This window comes from Shinella zoogloeoides (assembly GCF_020883495.1).
GTDB lineage: Bacteria > Pseudomonadota > Alphaproteobacteria > Rhizobiales > Rhizobiaceae > Shinella > Shinella zoogloeoides.
This window is the reverse complement of record NZ_CP086612.1, coordinates 96,694-111,035: the sequence shown is the minus strand read 5'-3', so window position 1 is coordinate 111,035 and position 14,342 is coordinate 96,694. Positions and strand designations below refer to the sequence as shown.

Below are 14,342 nucleotides of genomic sequence, written 5' to 3'. Positions count from 1 at the left end.
ATGGCATTCCTGTCATGTCTTCGCGCCGCCGAGACGGCCGAGCACCGGCCAGAGCGGCTTCATGGCCTCGGCGAGATCGAGGAAGACCCGATATTTCTCGTCATAGGCGCGTTGCCGGCCGGAATCCGGCCGGTAGGTGGTTTCGATGGCGGCGAGGTTTCGCGGATCGTCCGTCGGGGAGGCGAAAAGCCCCGCGCCGGCCCCCGCGCAAAGCGCCGCGCCCCAGGCGGCCGCCTCGTCGGTGCGCGTCGCGGTGACGGGCAGGCCGAGGATATCGGCAAAGAGGCTGGCCATGGCCGGATTGCGCGAGATGCCGCCCGTCAGGCGCGCGGCGGTCGGCGCAAAGCCATCGCGCAGCGCATCGACATGGACGCGGTGGTTGAACGCGATGCCCTCGAGCACGCCGCGCAGCAGGTCGCCCCGGTCATGCCATGCATTGAGGCCGTAGAAGCCGGCGCTGGAGGCCCCGCCGAAGGGCGAGCCGAAAAGATAGGGATGGAAGAAGACGCCGGAGGGGCGCTCGCGCGCGGCCTCGAATTCCCTGCCGAGGAGCGCGTGGATGCTGTCGCCCGCCGCTTCCGCCTGCCGCGCCTCGCCGCCGCAGAACTGCTCGATGAACCAGTCGTAATTGGCGGTGGAGGCCGGCGAGATGGACATGTTGTTCCACTCGCCGGGCAGGATGCCGTTCCGGCAGAACCAGCGGCCGTCGACCTGCGGCGCGAAGGAGACCGTCTCGTTGATCGAATAGGTGCCGGCGATGACGGCGACCGTTCCCGCGCCATAGCCGCCCATGCCGAGCGCGGACGCCGTGACGTCGTGCAGGCCGGCCATGACGGGCGTGCCGGCGACAAGGCCGGTCAGGCGCGCGGTCTCGGCCGTCACGCCGCCGACGATCTCCGTGGAGCCGGCCATCGGCGGCTGTCTTCCGGCAAGGCGGTCCAGCCCGAAGAGGCCGAAGGCTTCCTTCGCATAGTCCTGCGTGCGGACATCGGTGAAGGACGTGCTCGCCTCCGTGCGGTCCGTGCCGATGGTGCCGCAGAGGCAGAAGCGCAGCCAGTCCTTCGCGGCGATGAAATGGGCGATGCGGGCATAGCGCGCGGGGTCGTTGTCACGAATCCAGCGCAGGATGGCCGAGGGCGCGGAGGCATGCGGCTTCTGGCCCGTCAGCGCCAGCGAGCGCGCGCCGACATCGCCTTCGTTCCATGCATCGGCGATCGTCCCGGCGCGGGTGTCGAGCGACAGGATGGCGTTGCCGAGCGGCCGCCTGTCGGCGTCGAGCAGGTAGATGCCGTCGCCATGCGCCGTCGCGGCGATGGCGACGATATCCCCGGCAGGCAGGCCGCAGGCGGCGACGGCCTCCCGGATGGCGTCGGCCGTGGCGGCCCAAAGGCCGTCCATGTCGCGCTCGACGTGCCGCGGCGCGGGGATCGATTGCGCGACGCGGCGGCGGGCGACGGATAGCACCGTCCCGTCCGCATCGAAAATGACGGCCTTGGTCACCGTCAGGCCGCTGTCTATACCCATGATGCAGGGCATCGCTGTCTCCATTCTCAGGCGAAGGAGGCGCGCGCCCGCATCCGAATTCCGCCAGGCGGAACCCTCAGCCGGCGCGATCCGCCTCCGCCACGATGACGTTGATCCCCTTCGAGCGCATGCGCGACAGGTGGGAGATCGGGATATCCTCGTCGACGATCACCGCGTCGAATTCCTCCAGCGTCGCGAAGTGATGCAGCGCGCGGCGCTCGAACTTGGTGTGGTCGGCCAACAGCACGCGCCGGGCCGAGCTTTCGAACATCGCCCGCTTGGTCTCCACCGTCTCGGGCGATTGGTGGTAGACCGCCTCGCCGACGATGGCCGACAGCGACATGAAGACGGTATCGGCGCGCAGCCGACGAATCTCGTTGGTGGTGATGTGCCCCATGAAGGCATTGCACCAGTGGTAGAACTGCCCGCCGAGACAGATGAGGTTGAGGTCGTTCACCTCCTTCAGCTCGTTGATCAGCACGAGCGAATTGGTGATGACCGTCAGCGGCACCTTGGCCGGCAGGAAACGCGTCATCTCGTGTACGGTCGTGGCGTCGTCCATGAAGATCGCCTGTCCCGGCTCGACGAACTGCATCGCGGCCCTGGCGATCGCCTTCTTCTCCTTGCCCTGCCGCGTGGCGCGATAGGCGTCGGAGGATTCGATGAGGCTGGTCGGCGCGGCCGAAACGATACCGCGCGTCTTGCGGAAGAGACCGCGGCTGACCAGTTCGTCGACATCCCGGTGCGCCGTCATGAGGCTGATGCCGAAACGCTCGGTCAGGTCCTCGATGCGGATGGAGCCTTCGGCAAGGACCGTTTCGGCGATCATCTGCCGCCGCACGAGCTGGCGCGCATGCCGGCTGTCGCTCGGCAGTTCCTCCGATAGCAGATCCTTGACGTCGACTTTGTTGTTCACGGGAAACCCTGCCATTCTTCGAGGATAGAGCGTTCGTCTCTCGTATCGGTCGGCAAGGAAAATGCCAAGCGCGTCCGGGCAGGCCGGGGCGGGATGGGAGCGCCCCGCAGGGCGCTCCCGGTCTCGATCACTCGCTCAGAACGAACGGAGCGGTGTACTTGTCGACATTGTCCTTGGTGATCAGGAGGCAATCGAAGAGCTGCTTTTCCGTGTCGACGCCGGTCGAGCCGGTCTTGATCACGTTGTCGGCCTGCTTGACGGCGGCTTCCGAGAACACGGCGACCGGCTGGAGGACGGTGTATTGCAGCTCGCCCGCCTTGATGGCGGCGACGGCGTCCGGCGAACCGTCGAAGCCGCCGACCTTCACCTGGTCGAGCTTGCCGGCTTCCTTGAGGGCCGCGATGGCGCCGAGGGCCATTTCGTCATTGCCGCTGATCACGCCGATGATGTCGGGGTTCGCCTGAAGCAGCGACTGCATCTTGGCATGGCCCTTGGTGCGGTCCCAGTCAGCCACTTCCTTGCCGGCCTTCACGAGGTCCGGATACTGCGTCAGCACGGTCTCGTAGCCGTTCGAGCGCGTCGCGGCGTTGTTGTCCGAGGGCGCGCCGAAAAGCTCGACATACTTGCCCTTGTCGCCGACGGCCTCGACCCACTGCTGCGCACCGAGGGCCGCGCCCTGGGCGTTGTTGGAGACGAGCTGCGCCTTGGCAAGGCCTTCCTGGTTGATCTCGGCATTGACGAGGATGACCGGGATGCCGGCCGCGACGGCCTTCTTGACCGCGCCGACCGAACCGTCGGCATTCGCCGGATCGAGGATGATGGCGACCGACTTGTTGGTGATGGCGGTGTCGATCAGGTTGCTTTCGGTGTTCGTGTCACCCTTGTGGGCGCCGACATTGGCCGTGTAGCCGAGGCCTTCGGCCGTCTTCTTGGCGACTTCGCCTTCCGTGAACCAGTAGGGGTTCGACGGATCGTTGACGATGACGGTGATCAGGCCCTCCGCCCAGGCGGAGCTGAACAGCAGCGGCACGACGGCAGTTGCTGCGAAGAGTACACGCATACCTTTTTTGAACATGGTCTCACTCCCTTTGTTGAGTCCGGTTACGCCGTTTCCGGCAATACTTTCCGCCGCCGGGCCGCTCGGGATCCCGCCTCTGCCGGCCGCGGTCAGTGGGTGCCGGCCGCCGCTGTCAGCGGCGACCGTATTTGACGCTGTTCAGGAGAACCGCGGTGACGATGACGGCGCCCGTGAAGACGGTCTGCCAGTAGGCCGAGACGCCGATGATCACGAGGCCGTCCGAGAGGAAGCCGATCACGAAGGCGCCGAGCATGGTGCCGATGACCGTGCCGCGACCGCCCGTCAGCGCCGCCCCGCCGATGACGACGGCGGCGATGGCCGTCAGCTCGTAGGTGGTGCCGGCGGTGGGGCCGGCGGAGGTGAGCTGCGAGGAGAGCACGAGGCCCGCAACGGCCGCGCAGATGCCCGACAGCACATAGACCGTGATCTTGACCCGCTTGACCGGCACGCCCGAAAGCTCCGCCGCCCGCTCGTTGCCGCCCGAGGAATAGAGCCAGCGGCCGAAGGCCGTGCGGGCCAGCAGGATGTGGCAGGCGACGGCGAAGACCAGCAGCACGAGCACGCCGATCGGCACGCCGGCGAGCCGGTTGAAGCCGAGCCAGTCGAAGCCGGTATTGCCGAGTTCCGGGCGGCCGCCGAGATTGTTGTAGGTGAGGCCGTTGGTCATCAGCAGCGCGATGCCGCGCGCCACATAGAGCACACCGAGCGTGGCGACGAAGGCCGGCACCCGCAGATAGGCGATCAGGATGCCGTTCACCGCGCCGACGACCGCGCCGAGCAGGCAGGTCAGCACCACGACCACCCAGACCGCCGGGTAGAGGATGACGCCGAACGGCGGCAGCGTCACGCCCTGCATCAGGAAGCCCGCGACGACGCCGGCAAGACCGAGCGTCGAGCCGACGGACAGGTCGATGCCGCCATTAAGAATGACGAGCAGCATGCCGATGGCGAGCAGGCCGAAGATGGCGACATGCGAGGCCATGATCAGGAAGTTGCTGACCGTGAAATAGTTCGGCGACATCAGCGAGAAGACGACGATGATGGCGATCAGCGCGAAGAAGGCACGCCCTTCGAACAGAAGCTCGACCAGGCTCTTCCTGCGCTTGCCGCCGCTTGCCGCCGCCTTTGTCTGGATTGCAGGTGTGACTGACATGCTGAAGCGCTCCTAATGGGCATGCACGGCTTCGCCGGAGGCGGCCATGATCTGTTCCTTGGTCACGTCAGGACCGAACTGCGCGGAGATACGGCCGCGCCGCATGACGACGATGCGATGGGCGATGCTGAGGCATTCGCCGACCTCCGAGGTCGTGTAGACGACGGCAAGGCCCTGCCGCGCGCGCTCGGCGAGCAGCTTGAAGACCTCGGCCTTCGCGCCGATGTCGATGCCGCGGCTCGGCTCGTCGAGCAGGATCACCTCGGGGTCGGTCGCCAGCATCTTGCCGATGACCACCTTCTGCTGGTTGCCGCCGGACAGCGAGCCGATCGCCGCCCCGCCGCCATCGGTCTTGATATGCACCTTGCGGATCGCGTCCCCGACCAGGTCCGTCTCGCGGGAGGCGGAGGTGAAGAGGCCGCGCGTGAAGGCGCGCAGGCTGGCGAGCGAGAGGTTGCGGCCGACCGTCATGGTCTGCACCAGGCCGTCGCGCTGCCTGTCTTCCGGCACGAGCACCAGGCCGTCGCGGATGCAGTCGGCGATGGAGCGGCCGGTGACGTCCCGGCCCTTCAGCCGGACCGTGCCGGCCGTTGCCTTCAGGCGGCCGGCGACCGTTTCCAGCAGCTCCGTGCGCCCCGCGCCCATCAGGCCGTAGATGCAGACGATTTCGCCCGCCCGCACCGAAAGCGACATGTCGTCGACGACGGCATAGCCCGCGCCGCCCGGATCGGGGACCGTCAGCCCCTCGATGGACAGCGCGACGTCGCCCATCTCGTAGCCCGCCGGCGGCGAGCCGAGGTCGAAATTGTCGCCGACCATGTGGCGGACGATCCATTCGAGATCGATATCCCTGCGCTCGGCATAGGCCGTCATCGTCCCGTCGCGCAGCACGACCGCGTGATGGGTGATCTGCAGCGCCTCTTCCAGATGGTGCGAGATATAGACGATGGAGACGCCGCGGGCGGTAAGGTCGCGGATGACCTTGAACAGCACCTCGACCTCCGAGGCCGACAGCGCCGAGGTCGGCTCGTCCATGATGAGGATGCGCGAATTGACCGACAGCGCCCGCGCGATCTCGACGATCTGCTGCTGGCCGAGACGCAGGTCCTCGACGGGGGTGAGAGGATCGATGTCCTCTTCCAGTTCAGCCATCAGGAGGCGCGTCAGGCGCTCTTCCTCGGCGAAGTCCACACCCGTCGCCGTCATGATCTCGCGACCCATGAAGATATTGTCGCGAACGTTCATGTTGGGGGCGAGGCTGAGCTCCTGATGGATGATGGAGATACCGTGATCGCGCGCTTGGGAGGATGACGCGAAAACGATAGGCTCTCCATCGAGAACGATTTCGCCCGAGGTCGGCTTCACGACGCCGGACAGGATCTTCATCAGCGTCGACTTGCCGGCGCCGTTCTCGCCGAACAGGGTCGTCACCTGTCCGCGATGAATGTCGAAATTGACGCCCTTGAGGGCGTGGACGCTGCCGTAGGACTTCGCCACGTTGCGCGCGGCGAGCACGACTCCCCCGTTCGAGGTGGCTTGCGGGAGCGCACTCATTGAACGTCGAACCGGACGGGAGTGACGATCCAGCTCTTCGGGTTGACCAGCTTGAAGACGCCGGTGACCGTGACCTTCTTGCCGGCGAGCGCCGCCGGGTCCAGGGCGCCAAGGACCACTGTCTTGACCTCGTTGTTGATCGCCGAGCCGGCGTCCTGGTACTCGATCTGGTTCTTGAACTGGCCGAATTCGATCTTGCCCGTGGCATCGCGCAGGTCCGTGCCGTTGAGCGCCGGGCCGGTCTGCACGCGCAGGGTCAGCTCGGCCGGAAGCCCCTCGACCGAGATCGTGTTGTAGTTCGCCTTGCGCTCGCCGACGACGCCGGTGAAGCGGACCGGGAAGACGGGGCCGGTGGAGGTGGCGATGCCGTATTTCGCGCTCGCCGCCTTCTTGTCGGCGGCGATGGCGCCCGCCAGTTCCACCGCGTCGACGGCGCGCGTCTCGACGCTCTGCCGGATGAGCGGGAACTGCTCGGCGCCGAAGCTTGCCGGCGAGAAGGTCTGCACCTGGACATCCCGGTCGGAGCCGATGCGCACGACGGCGGTGCTGTAGGCCATGGCCCCGACGAGGACGGCGGCGGCGGCGATGCGGATCCAGCGGCGGCCGCGCGTGGCGGGCTGCTGCGGTTTGGAGAGCGTGGCGTCAGTCATGGCGGCGGGCCTTGCGGTTGAACGACGGGAACAGCGGCAAACCGGCGGGCGCAGCCATGGCGCAGGGGCCGGGCGTCGCGGTCTTCCAAACGGTATCTGCCATGGCATCCTCCCCATGAACCGCGCCGGCCGGATCTCCTCATCCGCCTTGCGCTGCGCTGCACATCTTTTCGCGGTTGCGGTATATATGTGCGATATATCCCAACTTATATGTTAAATTAACACAGCCTGTCAATCGACCTTTTATAACGAAAGCGAGAGCGGCTGCATCGCTTTCCACAGTCGTCCGATCTATCAACAAGGCCGGAGCCACACCCCTCCATGCGGTCGAACGCCGAACCGCCTTGCAGGATACCTTCTCAGGAAATAGCAGTAAAATCCTGTTAATACTCGATAAAATACGCAACTACCGCCACCGTATAGCGCAGGCCGGCGGGTCATCGGGGGCGGCAAGCGCAGACCCGAGGGAGGTGGCGGCCTTCCGCCCTTGCCCGGGCGCAACTCCTTCCTGCCAATCATCATAACTGAAAAATAATTCGATGCTCGAAAAATTTTACGAGACATATGGTAACTTTATGATATCTTCTGCCGGCGATCCGGGAGCGCCCGCGGCGCAGCCTTGAGGGCCGGGACGATACCGGCCAGACTGGCCGGGAACCGCGCGCGCCGCCGCGAAAGACGATCGGGAGGATGGAATGCTCTGTTTCGGATCAGGCGAAGCGATGCTTGCCGCTGCGGGCCGCGCGGATGCGCGCCATGGCTGAGCCGGCGGACCTGATCATCGGCATCGACGCCGGCACCTCCGTCATGAAGGCGGTCGCCTTCACGCTGTCCGGCCGGCAGGTCGCCAGCGCCTCCGTGCGCAATGCCTACAGCACCGGCGAGGACGGCTCCGTCACCCAGTCGCTCGACCAGACCTGGCGCGACTGCACGCGCGCCCTGCGCGGCCTTGCCGAGCGGGTCGAGCGCCTTGCCGAGCGCACCGCCGCCATCGCCGTGACGGCGCAGGGCGACGGCACCTGGCTGGTGGGGGCGGAAAACCGCCCGGCCGGCGACGCCTGGCTCTGGCTCGACGCCCGCGCCGCGCCGACCGTCGAGCGGCTTGCCGCCGGCGAGGCGGACCGGCGGCGCTTCGAGGCGACCGGCACCGGCCTCAACACCTGCCAGCAGGGCGCGCAGCTCGCCCATATGGACCGCCACGTCCCGGAACTGCTCGCGCAGGCCGAAACGGCCATGCACTGCAAGGACTGGCTCTACCTGAACCTGACGGGCATCCGCGCCACCGATCCCTCCGAGGTCAGCTTCACCTTCGGCAATTTCCGCACCCGCAGCTATGACGGCGAAGTGCTCGCCGCCCTCGGCCTGACGCATCGCCGCAATCTTCTGCCGGACGTCCTCGAAGGCACTGAAACCACCCATCCCCTGACGGCGGATGCGGCGACGGCCTCGGGCCTGAGGGCCGGAACGCCCGTCTGCCTCGGCTATGTCGACATGTGCATGACGGCGCTCGGCGCGGGCGTGCGCAGCGAGGGCCGCAATGCCGCCTGCTCCGCCATCGGCTCGACCGGCGTCCACCTCCAGGCGAAGTCCGTGGCCGAGGTGGTGCTGAACGCGGAGCGGACCGGCTATGTCATCGCGCTGCCGATCCCCGGCATCGTCACCCAGGTCCAGACCAATATGGGCGCGACGATCAATCTCGACTGGCTGCTCCAGCTCGGCGCGGACCTGCTCGGCGAATTCGGAGTGACGGTGGGCCTCGACGAGATGATCGGGCGCGTCGACCGCTGGTTCGCCGAAAGCCGGCCCGGCAACGTGCTCTACCACCCCTATATTTCCGAGGCCGGCGAACGCGGCCCCTTCGTCAATGCGCGCGCCCGCGCCGGCTTCACCGGCCTTGCCGGCCGCCACCGCTATCCGGACCTCGTGCGCGCCGTCGTCGAGGGCCTCGGCATGGCGACGCGGGATTGCTACGCGGCCATGGGCGCGCTGCCGCCGGAGCTGCGTGTCAGCGGCGGCGCGGCGCGCTCGGCGGCGCTGCGCCGGACGCTCGGGGCGGCGCTCGGCGCGCCGGTGCGCATCAGCACCCGCGAGGAGGCCGGCGCGGCCGGCGCCTCCATGATGGCGGCCGTCGCCATCGGCGCCTACCGCACGATGGACGACTGCATTGCCGATTGGGTGACGCCCGCGCTGGGCGAGGCCGAACGGCCTTCGCCCGAGGAAACCGAACGCATGACGCGCCTGTTTGCCGCCTATGCCGAGGTCCGCCGCGGCGTGGCGCCCGCATGGGACATCCTGGCCGCGCGCTGAAGAACGATTGCGCCGCCCGCAGGCGGCGTCGAAGGAGAACGAGATGAACGAGCCCCAGCTTATTGACCTCTTCGTGATCGGCGGCGGCATCAACGGCGCCGGCATCGCGCGCGACGCCGCCGGACGCGGCCTGTCCGTCGTGCTGAGCGAGAAGGACGATCTGGCGGAGGGCACCTCCTCACGCTCCGGCAAGCTGGTGCATGGCGGCCTGCGCTACCTCGAATATTACGAATTCCGGCTGGTGCGCGAGGCGCTGATCGAGCGCGAAGTGCTGCTCAACGCCGCGCCGCACATCATCTGGCCGATGCGCTTCGTGCTGCCGCACAGCCCCGAGGATCGCCCGGCCTGGCTGGTGCGCCTCGGCCTCTTCCTCTACGACCATCTCGGCGGCCGCAGGAAGCTGCCCGGCACGCGCACGCTCGACCTCGGGCGCGACCCCGAGGGCACGCCGATCCTCGAGCGCTACACGCGCGGCTTCGAATATTCCGACTGCTGGGTGGACGACGCCCGCCTCGTCACGCTCAACGCGGTGGACGCGGCCGAACGGGGCGCCCTCGTCCTCACCCGCTCGCCGACCGTCTCCGCCAGTCGCGAGAACGGCGCCTGGACCGTGACGACGCGGAACGCCGCGACCGGCGAGACGCGCACCTTCCGCGCCCGCTGCCTCGTCAACTGCGCCGGCCCATGGGTTTCCGACGTCATCGGCCGCGTGGCCGGCTCCCAGTCCAGCCGCAATGTGCGTCTCGTCAAGGGCAGCCACATCATCGTGCCGAAGTTCTGGGCGGGCGCGAATGCCTATCTGGTGCAGAACCACGACAAGCGCGTCATCTTCATCAACCCCTACGAGGGCGACAAGGCGCTGATCGGCACCACCGACATCGCCTATGAGGGCCGCGCCGAGGACGTATCGGCCGACGAGACGGAAATCGACTACCTGCTGAAGGCGGTCAACCGCTACTTCAAGGAGAAGCTGCGCCGCGAGGATGTGCTGCATTCCTTCTCCGGCGTGCGCCCGCTGTTCGACGACGGCAAGGGCAACCCGTCCGCCGTCACCCGCGACTATGTCTTCGACCTCGACGAGACCGGCGGCGCGCCGCTGCTCAATGTCTTCGGCGGCAAGATCACCACCTTCCGCGAGCTTGCCGAGCGCGGCCTGCACCGCCTGCGGCACATCTTCCCCGAAATGGGCGCCGACTGGACGCAGGCCGCCCCGCTTCCGGGCGGCGACATGCCGAACGCCGATTACGAGACCTTCGCCAACGGCCTGCGCGAGACCTATCCCTGGATGCCGCGCAGGCTGGTGCATCACTATGGCCGGCTCTACGGCACGCGCACGCAGGCCGTCGTCGCCGGCGCGCGCGACCTGGAGGGACTGGGCCGGCATTTCGGCGGCCAGTTCTACGAGGCGGAGGCGCGCTACCTCGCCGCCCGCGAATGGGCCGGCACGGCCGAGGACATCCTCTATCGCCGCACCAAGCACTACCTGCACCTGACCCCGGCCGAGCGCGCGGCCTTTGCCGACTGGTTCCGCGCCGCCAGCGCCGCAGCCGCCTGAGGACCCCATGCCGCTGACGCTCTCGCTCAACACCAATCCGCTGGTCAACCGCTTCGCCGATCCGGACGACCTCATCGACACCGTCGCGCGCGATCTGAAGCTGCGCGACCTTCAGCTCACCCACGAATTCATCAATCCGAGCTGGAGCGCCGCAACGATCCGCCGGCTGACGCGGCAGATGGACAGGGCCTTGCAGCGCACCGGCGTGCGCATCACCTCCGGCATGACCGGCCCCTATGGCCGCCTCAACCATTTCGGCCATCCCGACGCAGATGTGCGCCGCTACTATGTCGAATGGTTCAAGACCTTCGCCGACATCATCGGCGATCTCGGGGGAAGCTCCGTCGGCACCCAGTTCGCCATCTTCACCTACAGGGACTACGACGACCCGGCGCGCCGTGAGGCGCTGATCCGTATTGCCGTCGACTGCTGGGCCGAGGTCGCGGAACATGCGAGCGACGCGGGCCTTTCCTACGTCTTCTGGGAGCCGATGAGCATCGGCCGCGAATTCGGCGAGACCATCGCCGAATGCCTGAAGCTGCAGGACCGCCTGACGGCAGCCGGCATGGCTATTCCCATGTGGATGATGGCCGATATCGACCATGGCGACGTCACCTCCGCCAATCCCGACGACTACGAGCCCTATGCCTGGGCGCGCGCCGTGCCGAAGGTCTCGCCGATCATCCACATCAAGCAAAGCCTGATGGACAAGGGCGGCCACCGGCCGTTCACCGCCGAGTTCAACGCCCGGGGCCGCATCCAGCCGGAGCCGCTGCTGGCGGCCCTTGCCGAGGGCGGGGCGGAAGACAACGAGATCTGCCTCGAGCTTTCCTTCAAGGAGCGCGAGCCGAACGACCGGCAGGTCATCGCGCAGATCGCCGAGAGCGTCGCCTTCTGGGCGCCGCATATCGATACCGGTGCATCCGCGCTCAAGCCGGGCTGACCGCCGCAGAGCCGCTTGCTAGAACCGGATCCCGGGACCGGTTTCGGGCCGCAGAGCAGGACAGGATACCGCCGATGACCGACAACGAAGACTCCCTCGCCGTCCGCGCCGCATGGCTGCACTATGTCGGCGGCTTCACCCAGTCCGCCGTCGCCAAGCGGCTCGGCATTCCCTCGGTGAAGGCGCACCGGCTGATCGCGCGCGCGGTCGCCGAGGGCGTGGTGAAGGTCAGCATCGACGGCGACATCGCCGAATGCGTCAACCTCGAAGTGGCGCTTTCCGGGCGGTACGGCCTCGACTATTGCGAGGTCGCGCCCGATATCGACGACGACGGACTGGCGCTGACGACGCTCGGCCATGCCGGCGCGGATTTCCTGCGCCGCGAGATCGAGCATGGGGAGGCCGCCGTCATCGGCCTCGGCCACGGCCGCACGCTCTCGGCCGCCGTGCACCACCTGCCCCGGGTCAGCGCCGGCGGCACGCGCTTCGTGTCCCTGCTCGGCGGCCTCACCCGCAACTATGCGGCCAATCCCTACGACGTCATGCATCGCCTTGCCGCCAAGACCGGCTCGCAGGCCTATGTGATGCCCGTTCCCTTCTTCGCCAATACGGAGGAGGACCGCGAGGTGCTGCTCTCCCAGCGCGGCGTCAGCGAGGTGTTCGACCTTGCCCGCAACGCCGACCTCAAGATCGTCGGCATCGGCACCGTCGACAACCAGGCCCATCTCGTCACCTCCGGCATGCTGCATCCCGAGGAGCTGGAGGAGATCGCGGCGCTCGGCGGCGTCGGCGAGCTGCTCGGCCATTTCTTCGACAACAAGGGCCGCATCCTCGAGACATCGGTGACGGCCCGCACGCTCGCCGCCTCCTTCCGCGAGACCGGCGGCGACCGGGTCGTCGCGATCGCCGGCGGCCCGGTCAAGACCGAAGCCATCCGCGCCGTGCTGCACAGCCACCGGCTGCACGGCCTGATCACTGACGAGCGCACCGCCCGGCTGCTGCTGGAAAGCTCCGCCTGAAAATCACAAATTCACATTATTCGTGTTATAATCCGGGAAGAACGATGTTATATAACATCCACAGCGCGGGATGGAGGGTGCGGTGAAGCGGGAAGAGCGCAGGCAGGAGATCATCAATCTTCTCGTCGAGAGCCGGGCCGTCGAGCTGGACGACATCGCCGCGCGTTTCGGCGTCTCCAGGATGACCGTTCACCGCGACCTGGACGAACTGGAGCGGGCCGGCGTGCTGCGCAAGGTGCGCGGCGGCGCGACCATCGACGCCGGCACCCAGTTCGAGAGCGACTTCCGCTTCCGCGAACGGCAGGAAGCCGACGTGAAGCGCGCGCTGGCCGAGACCGCCGCCGCGCTGGTCGAGCCGGGCATGACCGTGATGATCAACGACGGCTCGATGGCCGCGGTGCTCGGCGACCTGCTGGCGCAGACGCACAAGCCCATCACCCTCGTCACCAACAATGCCGCGATCATGGAGCGCGCGAAGGGCCTTTCCGGCGTGACGCTGATCGCGCTCGGCGGTGTCTATTCCGTGCGGTTCAACGCCTATTTCGGCATCGTCGCGGAGGAGGCGCTGTCGCGCCTGCGCGCCGATATCGCCTTTATCTCGGCCCCGGCCGCGGCCGGCCGTCTCGCCTATCACATGGACGAGGCCGTGGTGCGCAGCAAGCGGGCGATGATGCGCGCGAGCAGCCAGACCTGCCTGCTGATCAACAACCGCCGCTTCGGCCATACGGCGCTGCATGTGCTGGCCGACCTTACCGAGTTCGACACCGTCATCTCGGACAAACCCCTGCCCCACGACACCGCCGCCGAGCTTGGCGAGGCAACCGTGGTGCGCATCGCCAAGGAGACGACGACATGAGCCAGGGCCGCAATGTGTGGGTCGGCACGAGCTGGAAGATGAACAAGACGCTGGCCGAGGCGAAGACCTTCGCCGAGGGCCTGAAGGCTGCCGACAGCGGCCGCGATCCCCGCGTCCAGCGCTTCGTCATCCCGCCCTTCACCGCCGTGCGCGAGGTCAAGGCGATGCTGGCCGGCACCTCCGTCAAGGTGGGCGCGCAGAACATGCACTGGGCCGACGAGGGCGCCTGGACCGGCGAGGTCTCGCCGCTCATGCTGAAGGACTGCGGCCTCGACCTCGTCGAACTCGGCCATTCCGAGCGGCGCGAGCATTTCGGCGAAACGGACGAGACGGTCGGCCTCAAGGCCGAGGCCGCCGTGCGCCACGGCCTCGTGCCGCTGATCTGCATCGGCGAGACGCTGGCCGACCGTGAGGGCGGCCGCGCCGCCGACGTGCTGGCGCGGCAGGTCCGCGGCGCGCTCGGCCGGCTGGAGGGCGCGCAGAAACAGGCCCCGGTCCTCCTGGCCTACGAGCCCGTCTGGGCAATCGGCGAGAAGGGCATTCCGGCCAGCGCGGACTATGCGGACGCCCGCCATGCCGAGATCGCCGAAGTGGCGCGCGGCGTTCTCGGCCGTGCCGTCCCCTGCCTCTACGGCGGTTCCGTCAACCCGCAGAACTGCGCCGAACTGATCGCCTGCCCGCATATCGACGGGCTGTTCATCGGCCGCTCGGCCTGGAAGGTCGAGGGTTATCTCGACATCCTGGTGCGCGTGGCCGCCACCATCTGAGCCACCATTCGAGAAGGAGC

General features: G+C 67.6%; 12 protein-coding genes. 6 read left to right on the top strand and 6 right to left on the bottom strand.

Translation table 11 applies throughout. The features are described from left to right. Positions 1 to 12: 12 nt before the first annotated feature. From K8M09_RS21755 to K8M09_RS21730, 6 genes are all read right to left on the bottom strand, one after another. Complete coding sequence (locus K8M09_RS21755) at positions 13 to 1,536, bottom strand: FGGY-family carbohydrate kinase (protein ID WP_160786521.1); 1,524 nt, start codon at positions 1,534 to 1,536, stop codon at positions 13 to 15. A gap of 64 nt (positions 1,537 to 1,600) precedes the next feature. Then, positions 1,601 to 2,455 carry a DeoR/GlpR family DNA-binding transcription regulator gene (locus tag K8M09_RS21750; RefSeq protein ID WP_160786522.1) on the bottom strand — a complete coding sequence of 285 codons (855 nt, stop codon included), beginning with the start codon at positions 2,453 to 2,455 and terminating at the stop codon, positions 1,601 to 1,603. Positions 2,456 to 2,567: 112 nt separating this feature from the next. Continuing rightward, on the bottom strand, positions 2,568 to 3,515 hold the full coding sequence (locus tag K8M09_RS21745) for a D-ribose ABC transporter substrate-binding protein (protein ID WP_160786523.1): 948 nt from the start codon (positions 3,513 to 3,515) through the stop codon (positions 2,568 to 2,570). A 115-nt stretch (positions 3,516 to 3,630) separates the two neighbouring features. Beyond that, positions 3,631 to 4,671: an ABC transporter permease gene (locus K8M09_RS21740; RefSeq protein ID WP_160786524.1), complete on the bottom strand. Its 1,041-nt coding sequence runs from the start codon at positions 4,669 to 4,671 to the stop codon at positions 3,631 to 3,633. Between the two features lie 12 nt (positions 4,672 to 4,683). Continuing rightward, the gene (locus K8M09_RS21735) at positions 4,684 to 6,225 is read right to left on the bottom strand and encodes a sugar ABC transporter ATP-binding protein (protein ID WP_160786525.1); all 1,542 of its coding nucleotides are present in this window, start codon (positions 6,223 to 6,225) and stop codon (positions 4,684 to 4,686) included. Further along, positions 6,222 to 6,875, bottom strand: a complete 654-nt coding sequence (locus K8M09_RS21730) for a DUF2291 family protein (protein WP_160786526.1) — start codon at positions 6,873 to 6,875, stop codon at positions 6,222 to 6,224. The genes K8M09_RS21735 and K8M09_RS21730 overlap by 4 nt, the downstream gene beginning before the upstream one ends. A 756-nt stretch (positions 6,876 to 7,631) precedes the next feature. On the opposite strand from K8M09_RS21730, the gene K8M09_RS21725 reads away from it, so the two are divergent. The 6 genes from K8M09_RS21725 (at position 7,632) to K8M09_RS21700 (ending at position 14,322) form a co-directional block, all read left to right on the top strand. Then, a complete protein-coding gene (locus tag K8M09_RS21725; RefSeq protein WP_160786527.1) occupies positions 7,632 to 9,182 on the top strand; it encodes an FGGY-family carbohydrate kinase in 1,551 nt (516 codons plus the stop codon). Between the two features lie 43 nt (positions 9,183 to 9,225). After that, positions 9,226 to 10,737: a glycerol-3-phosphate dehydrogenase gene (locus tag K8M09_RS21720; RefSeq protein WP_160786528.1), complete on the top strand. Its 1,512-nt coding sequence runs from the start codon at positions 9,226 to 9,228 to the stop codon at positions 10,735 to 10,737. Positions 10,738 to 10,744: 7 nt separating this feature from the next. Continuing rightward, positions 10,745 to 11,680, top strand: coding sequence for a sugar phosphate isomerase/epimerase family protein (locus tag K8M09_RS21715; protein ID WP_160786529.1), 936 nt, complete (start codon positions 10,745 to 10,747; stop codon positions 11,678 to 11,680). Between the two features lie 74 nt (positions 11,681 to 11,754). Then, positions 11,755 to 12,699, top strand: a complete 945-nt coding sequence (locus K8M09_RS21710; RefSeq protein ID WP_160786530.1) for a sugar-binding transcriptional regulator — start codon at positions 11,755 to 11,757, stop codon at positions 12,697 to 12,699. Between the two features lie 82 nt (positions 12,700 to 12,781). Next, entirely contained in the window at positions 12,782 to 13,555 is a 774-nt protein-coding gene (locus K8M09_RS21705) for a DeoR/GlpR family DNA-binding transcription regulator (protein WP_160786531.1), read from the top strand. After that, on the top strand, positions 13,552 to 14,322 hold the full coding sequence (locus K8M09_RS21700) for a triose-phosphate isomerase (protein ID WP_160786532.1): 771 nt from the start codon (positions 13,552 to 13,554) through the stop codon (positions 14,320 to 14,322). Before K8M09_RS21705 ends, K8M09_RS21700 begins: the two co-directional genes overlap by 4 nt. Positions 14,323 to 14,342: the final 20 nt, after the last annotated feature.

Excerpts from the sequence above, each read along its gene's own strand:
- K8M09_RS21755 (WP_160786521.1), bottom strand. The coding sequence starts at position 1,536 with ATGCCCTGCATCATGGGTATAGACAGCGGCCTGACGGTGACCAAGGCC.
- K8M09_RS21750 (WP_160786522.1), bottom strand. The coding sequence starts at position 2,455 with ATGGCAGGGTTTCCCGTGAACAACAAAGTCGACGTCAAGGATCTGCTA.
- K8M09_RS21745 (WP_160786523.1), bottom strand. The coding sequence starts at position 3,515 with ATGTTCAAAAAAGGTATGCGTGTACTCTTCGCAGCAACTGCCGTCGTG.
- K8M09_RS21740 (WP_160786524.1), bottom strand. The coding sequence starts at position 4,671 with ATGTCAGTCACACCTGCAATCCAGACAAAGGCGGCGGCAAGCGGCGGC.
- K8M09_RS21735 (WP_160786525.1), bottom strand. The coding sequence starts at position 6,225 with ATGAGTGCGCTCCCGCAAGCCACCTCGAACGGGGGAGTCGTGCTCGCC.
- K8M09_RS21730 (WP_160786526.1), bottom strand. The coding sequence starts at position 6,875 with ATGACTGACGCCACGCTCTCCAAACCGCAGCAGCCCGCCACGCGCGGC.
- K8M09_RS21725 (WP_160786527.1), top strand. The coding sequence starts at position 7,632 with ATGGCTGAGCCGGCGGACCTGATCATCGGCATCGACGCCGGCACCTCC.
- K8M09_RS21720 (WP_160786528.1), top strand. The coding sequence starts at position 9,226 with ATGAACGAGCCCCAGCTTATTGACCTCTTCGTGATCGGCGGCGGCATC.
- K8M09_RS21715 (WP_160786529.1), top strand. The coding sequence starts at position 10,745 with ATGCCGCTGACGCTCTCGCTCAACACCAATCCGCTGGTCAACCGCTTC.
- K8M09_RS21710 (WP_160786530.1), top strand. The coding sequence starts at position 11,755 with ATGACCGACAACGAAGACTCCCTCGCCGTCCGCGCCGCATGGCTGCAC.
- K8M09_RS21700 (WP_160786532.1), top strand. The coding sequence starts at position 13,552 with ATGAGCCAGGGCCGCAATGTGTGGGTCGGCACGAGCTGGAAGATGAAC.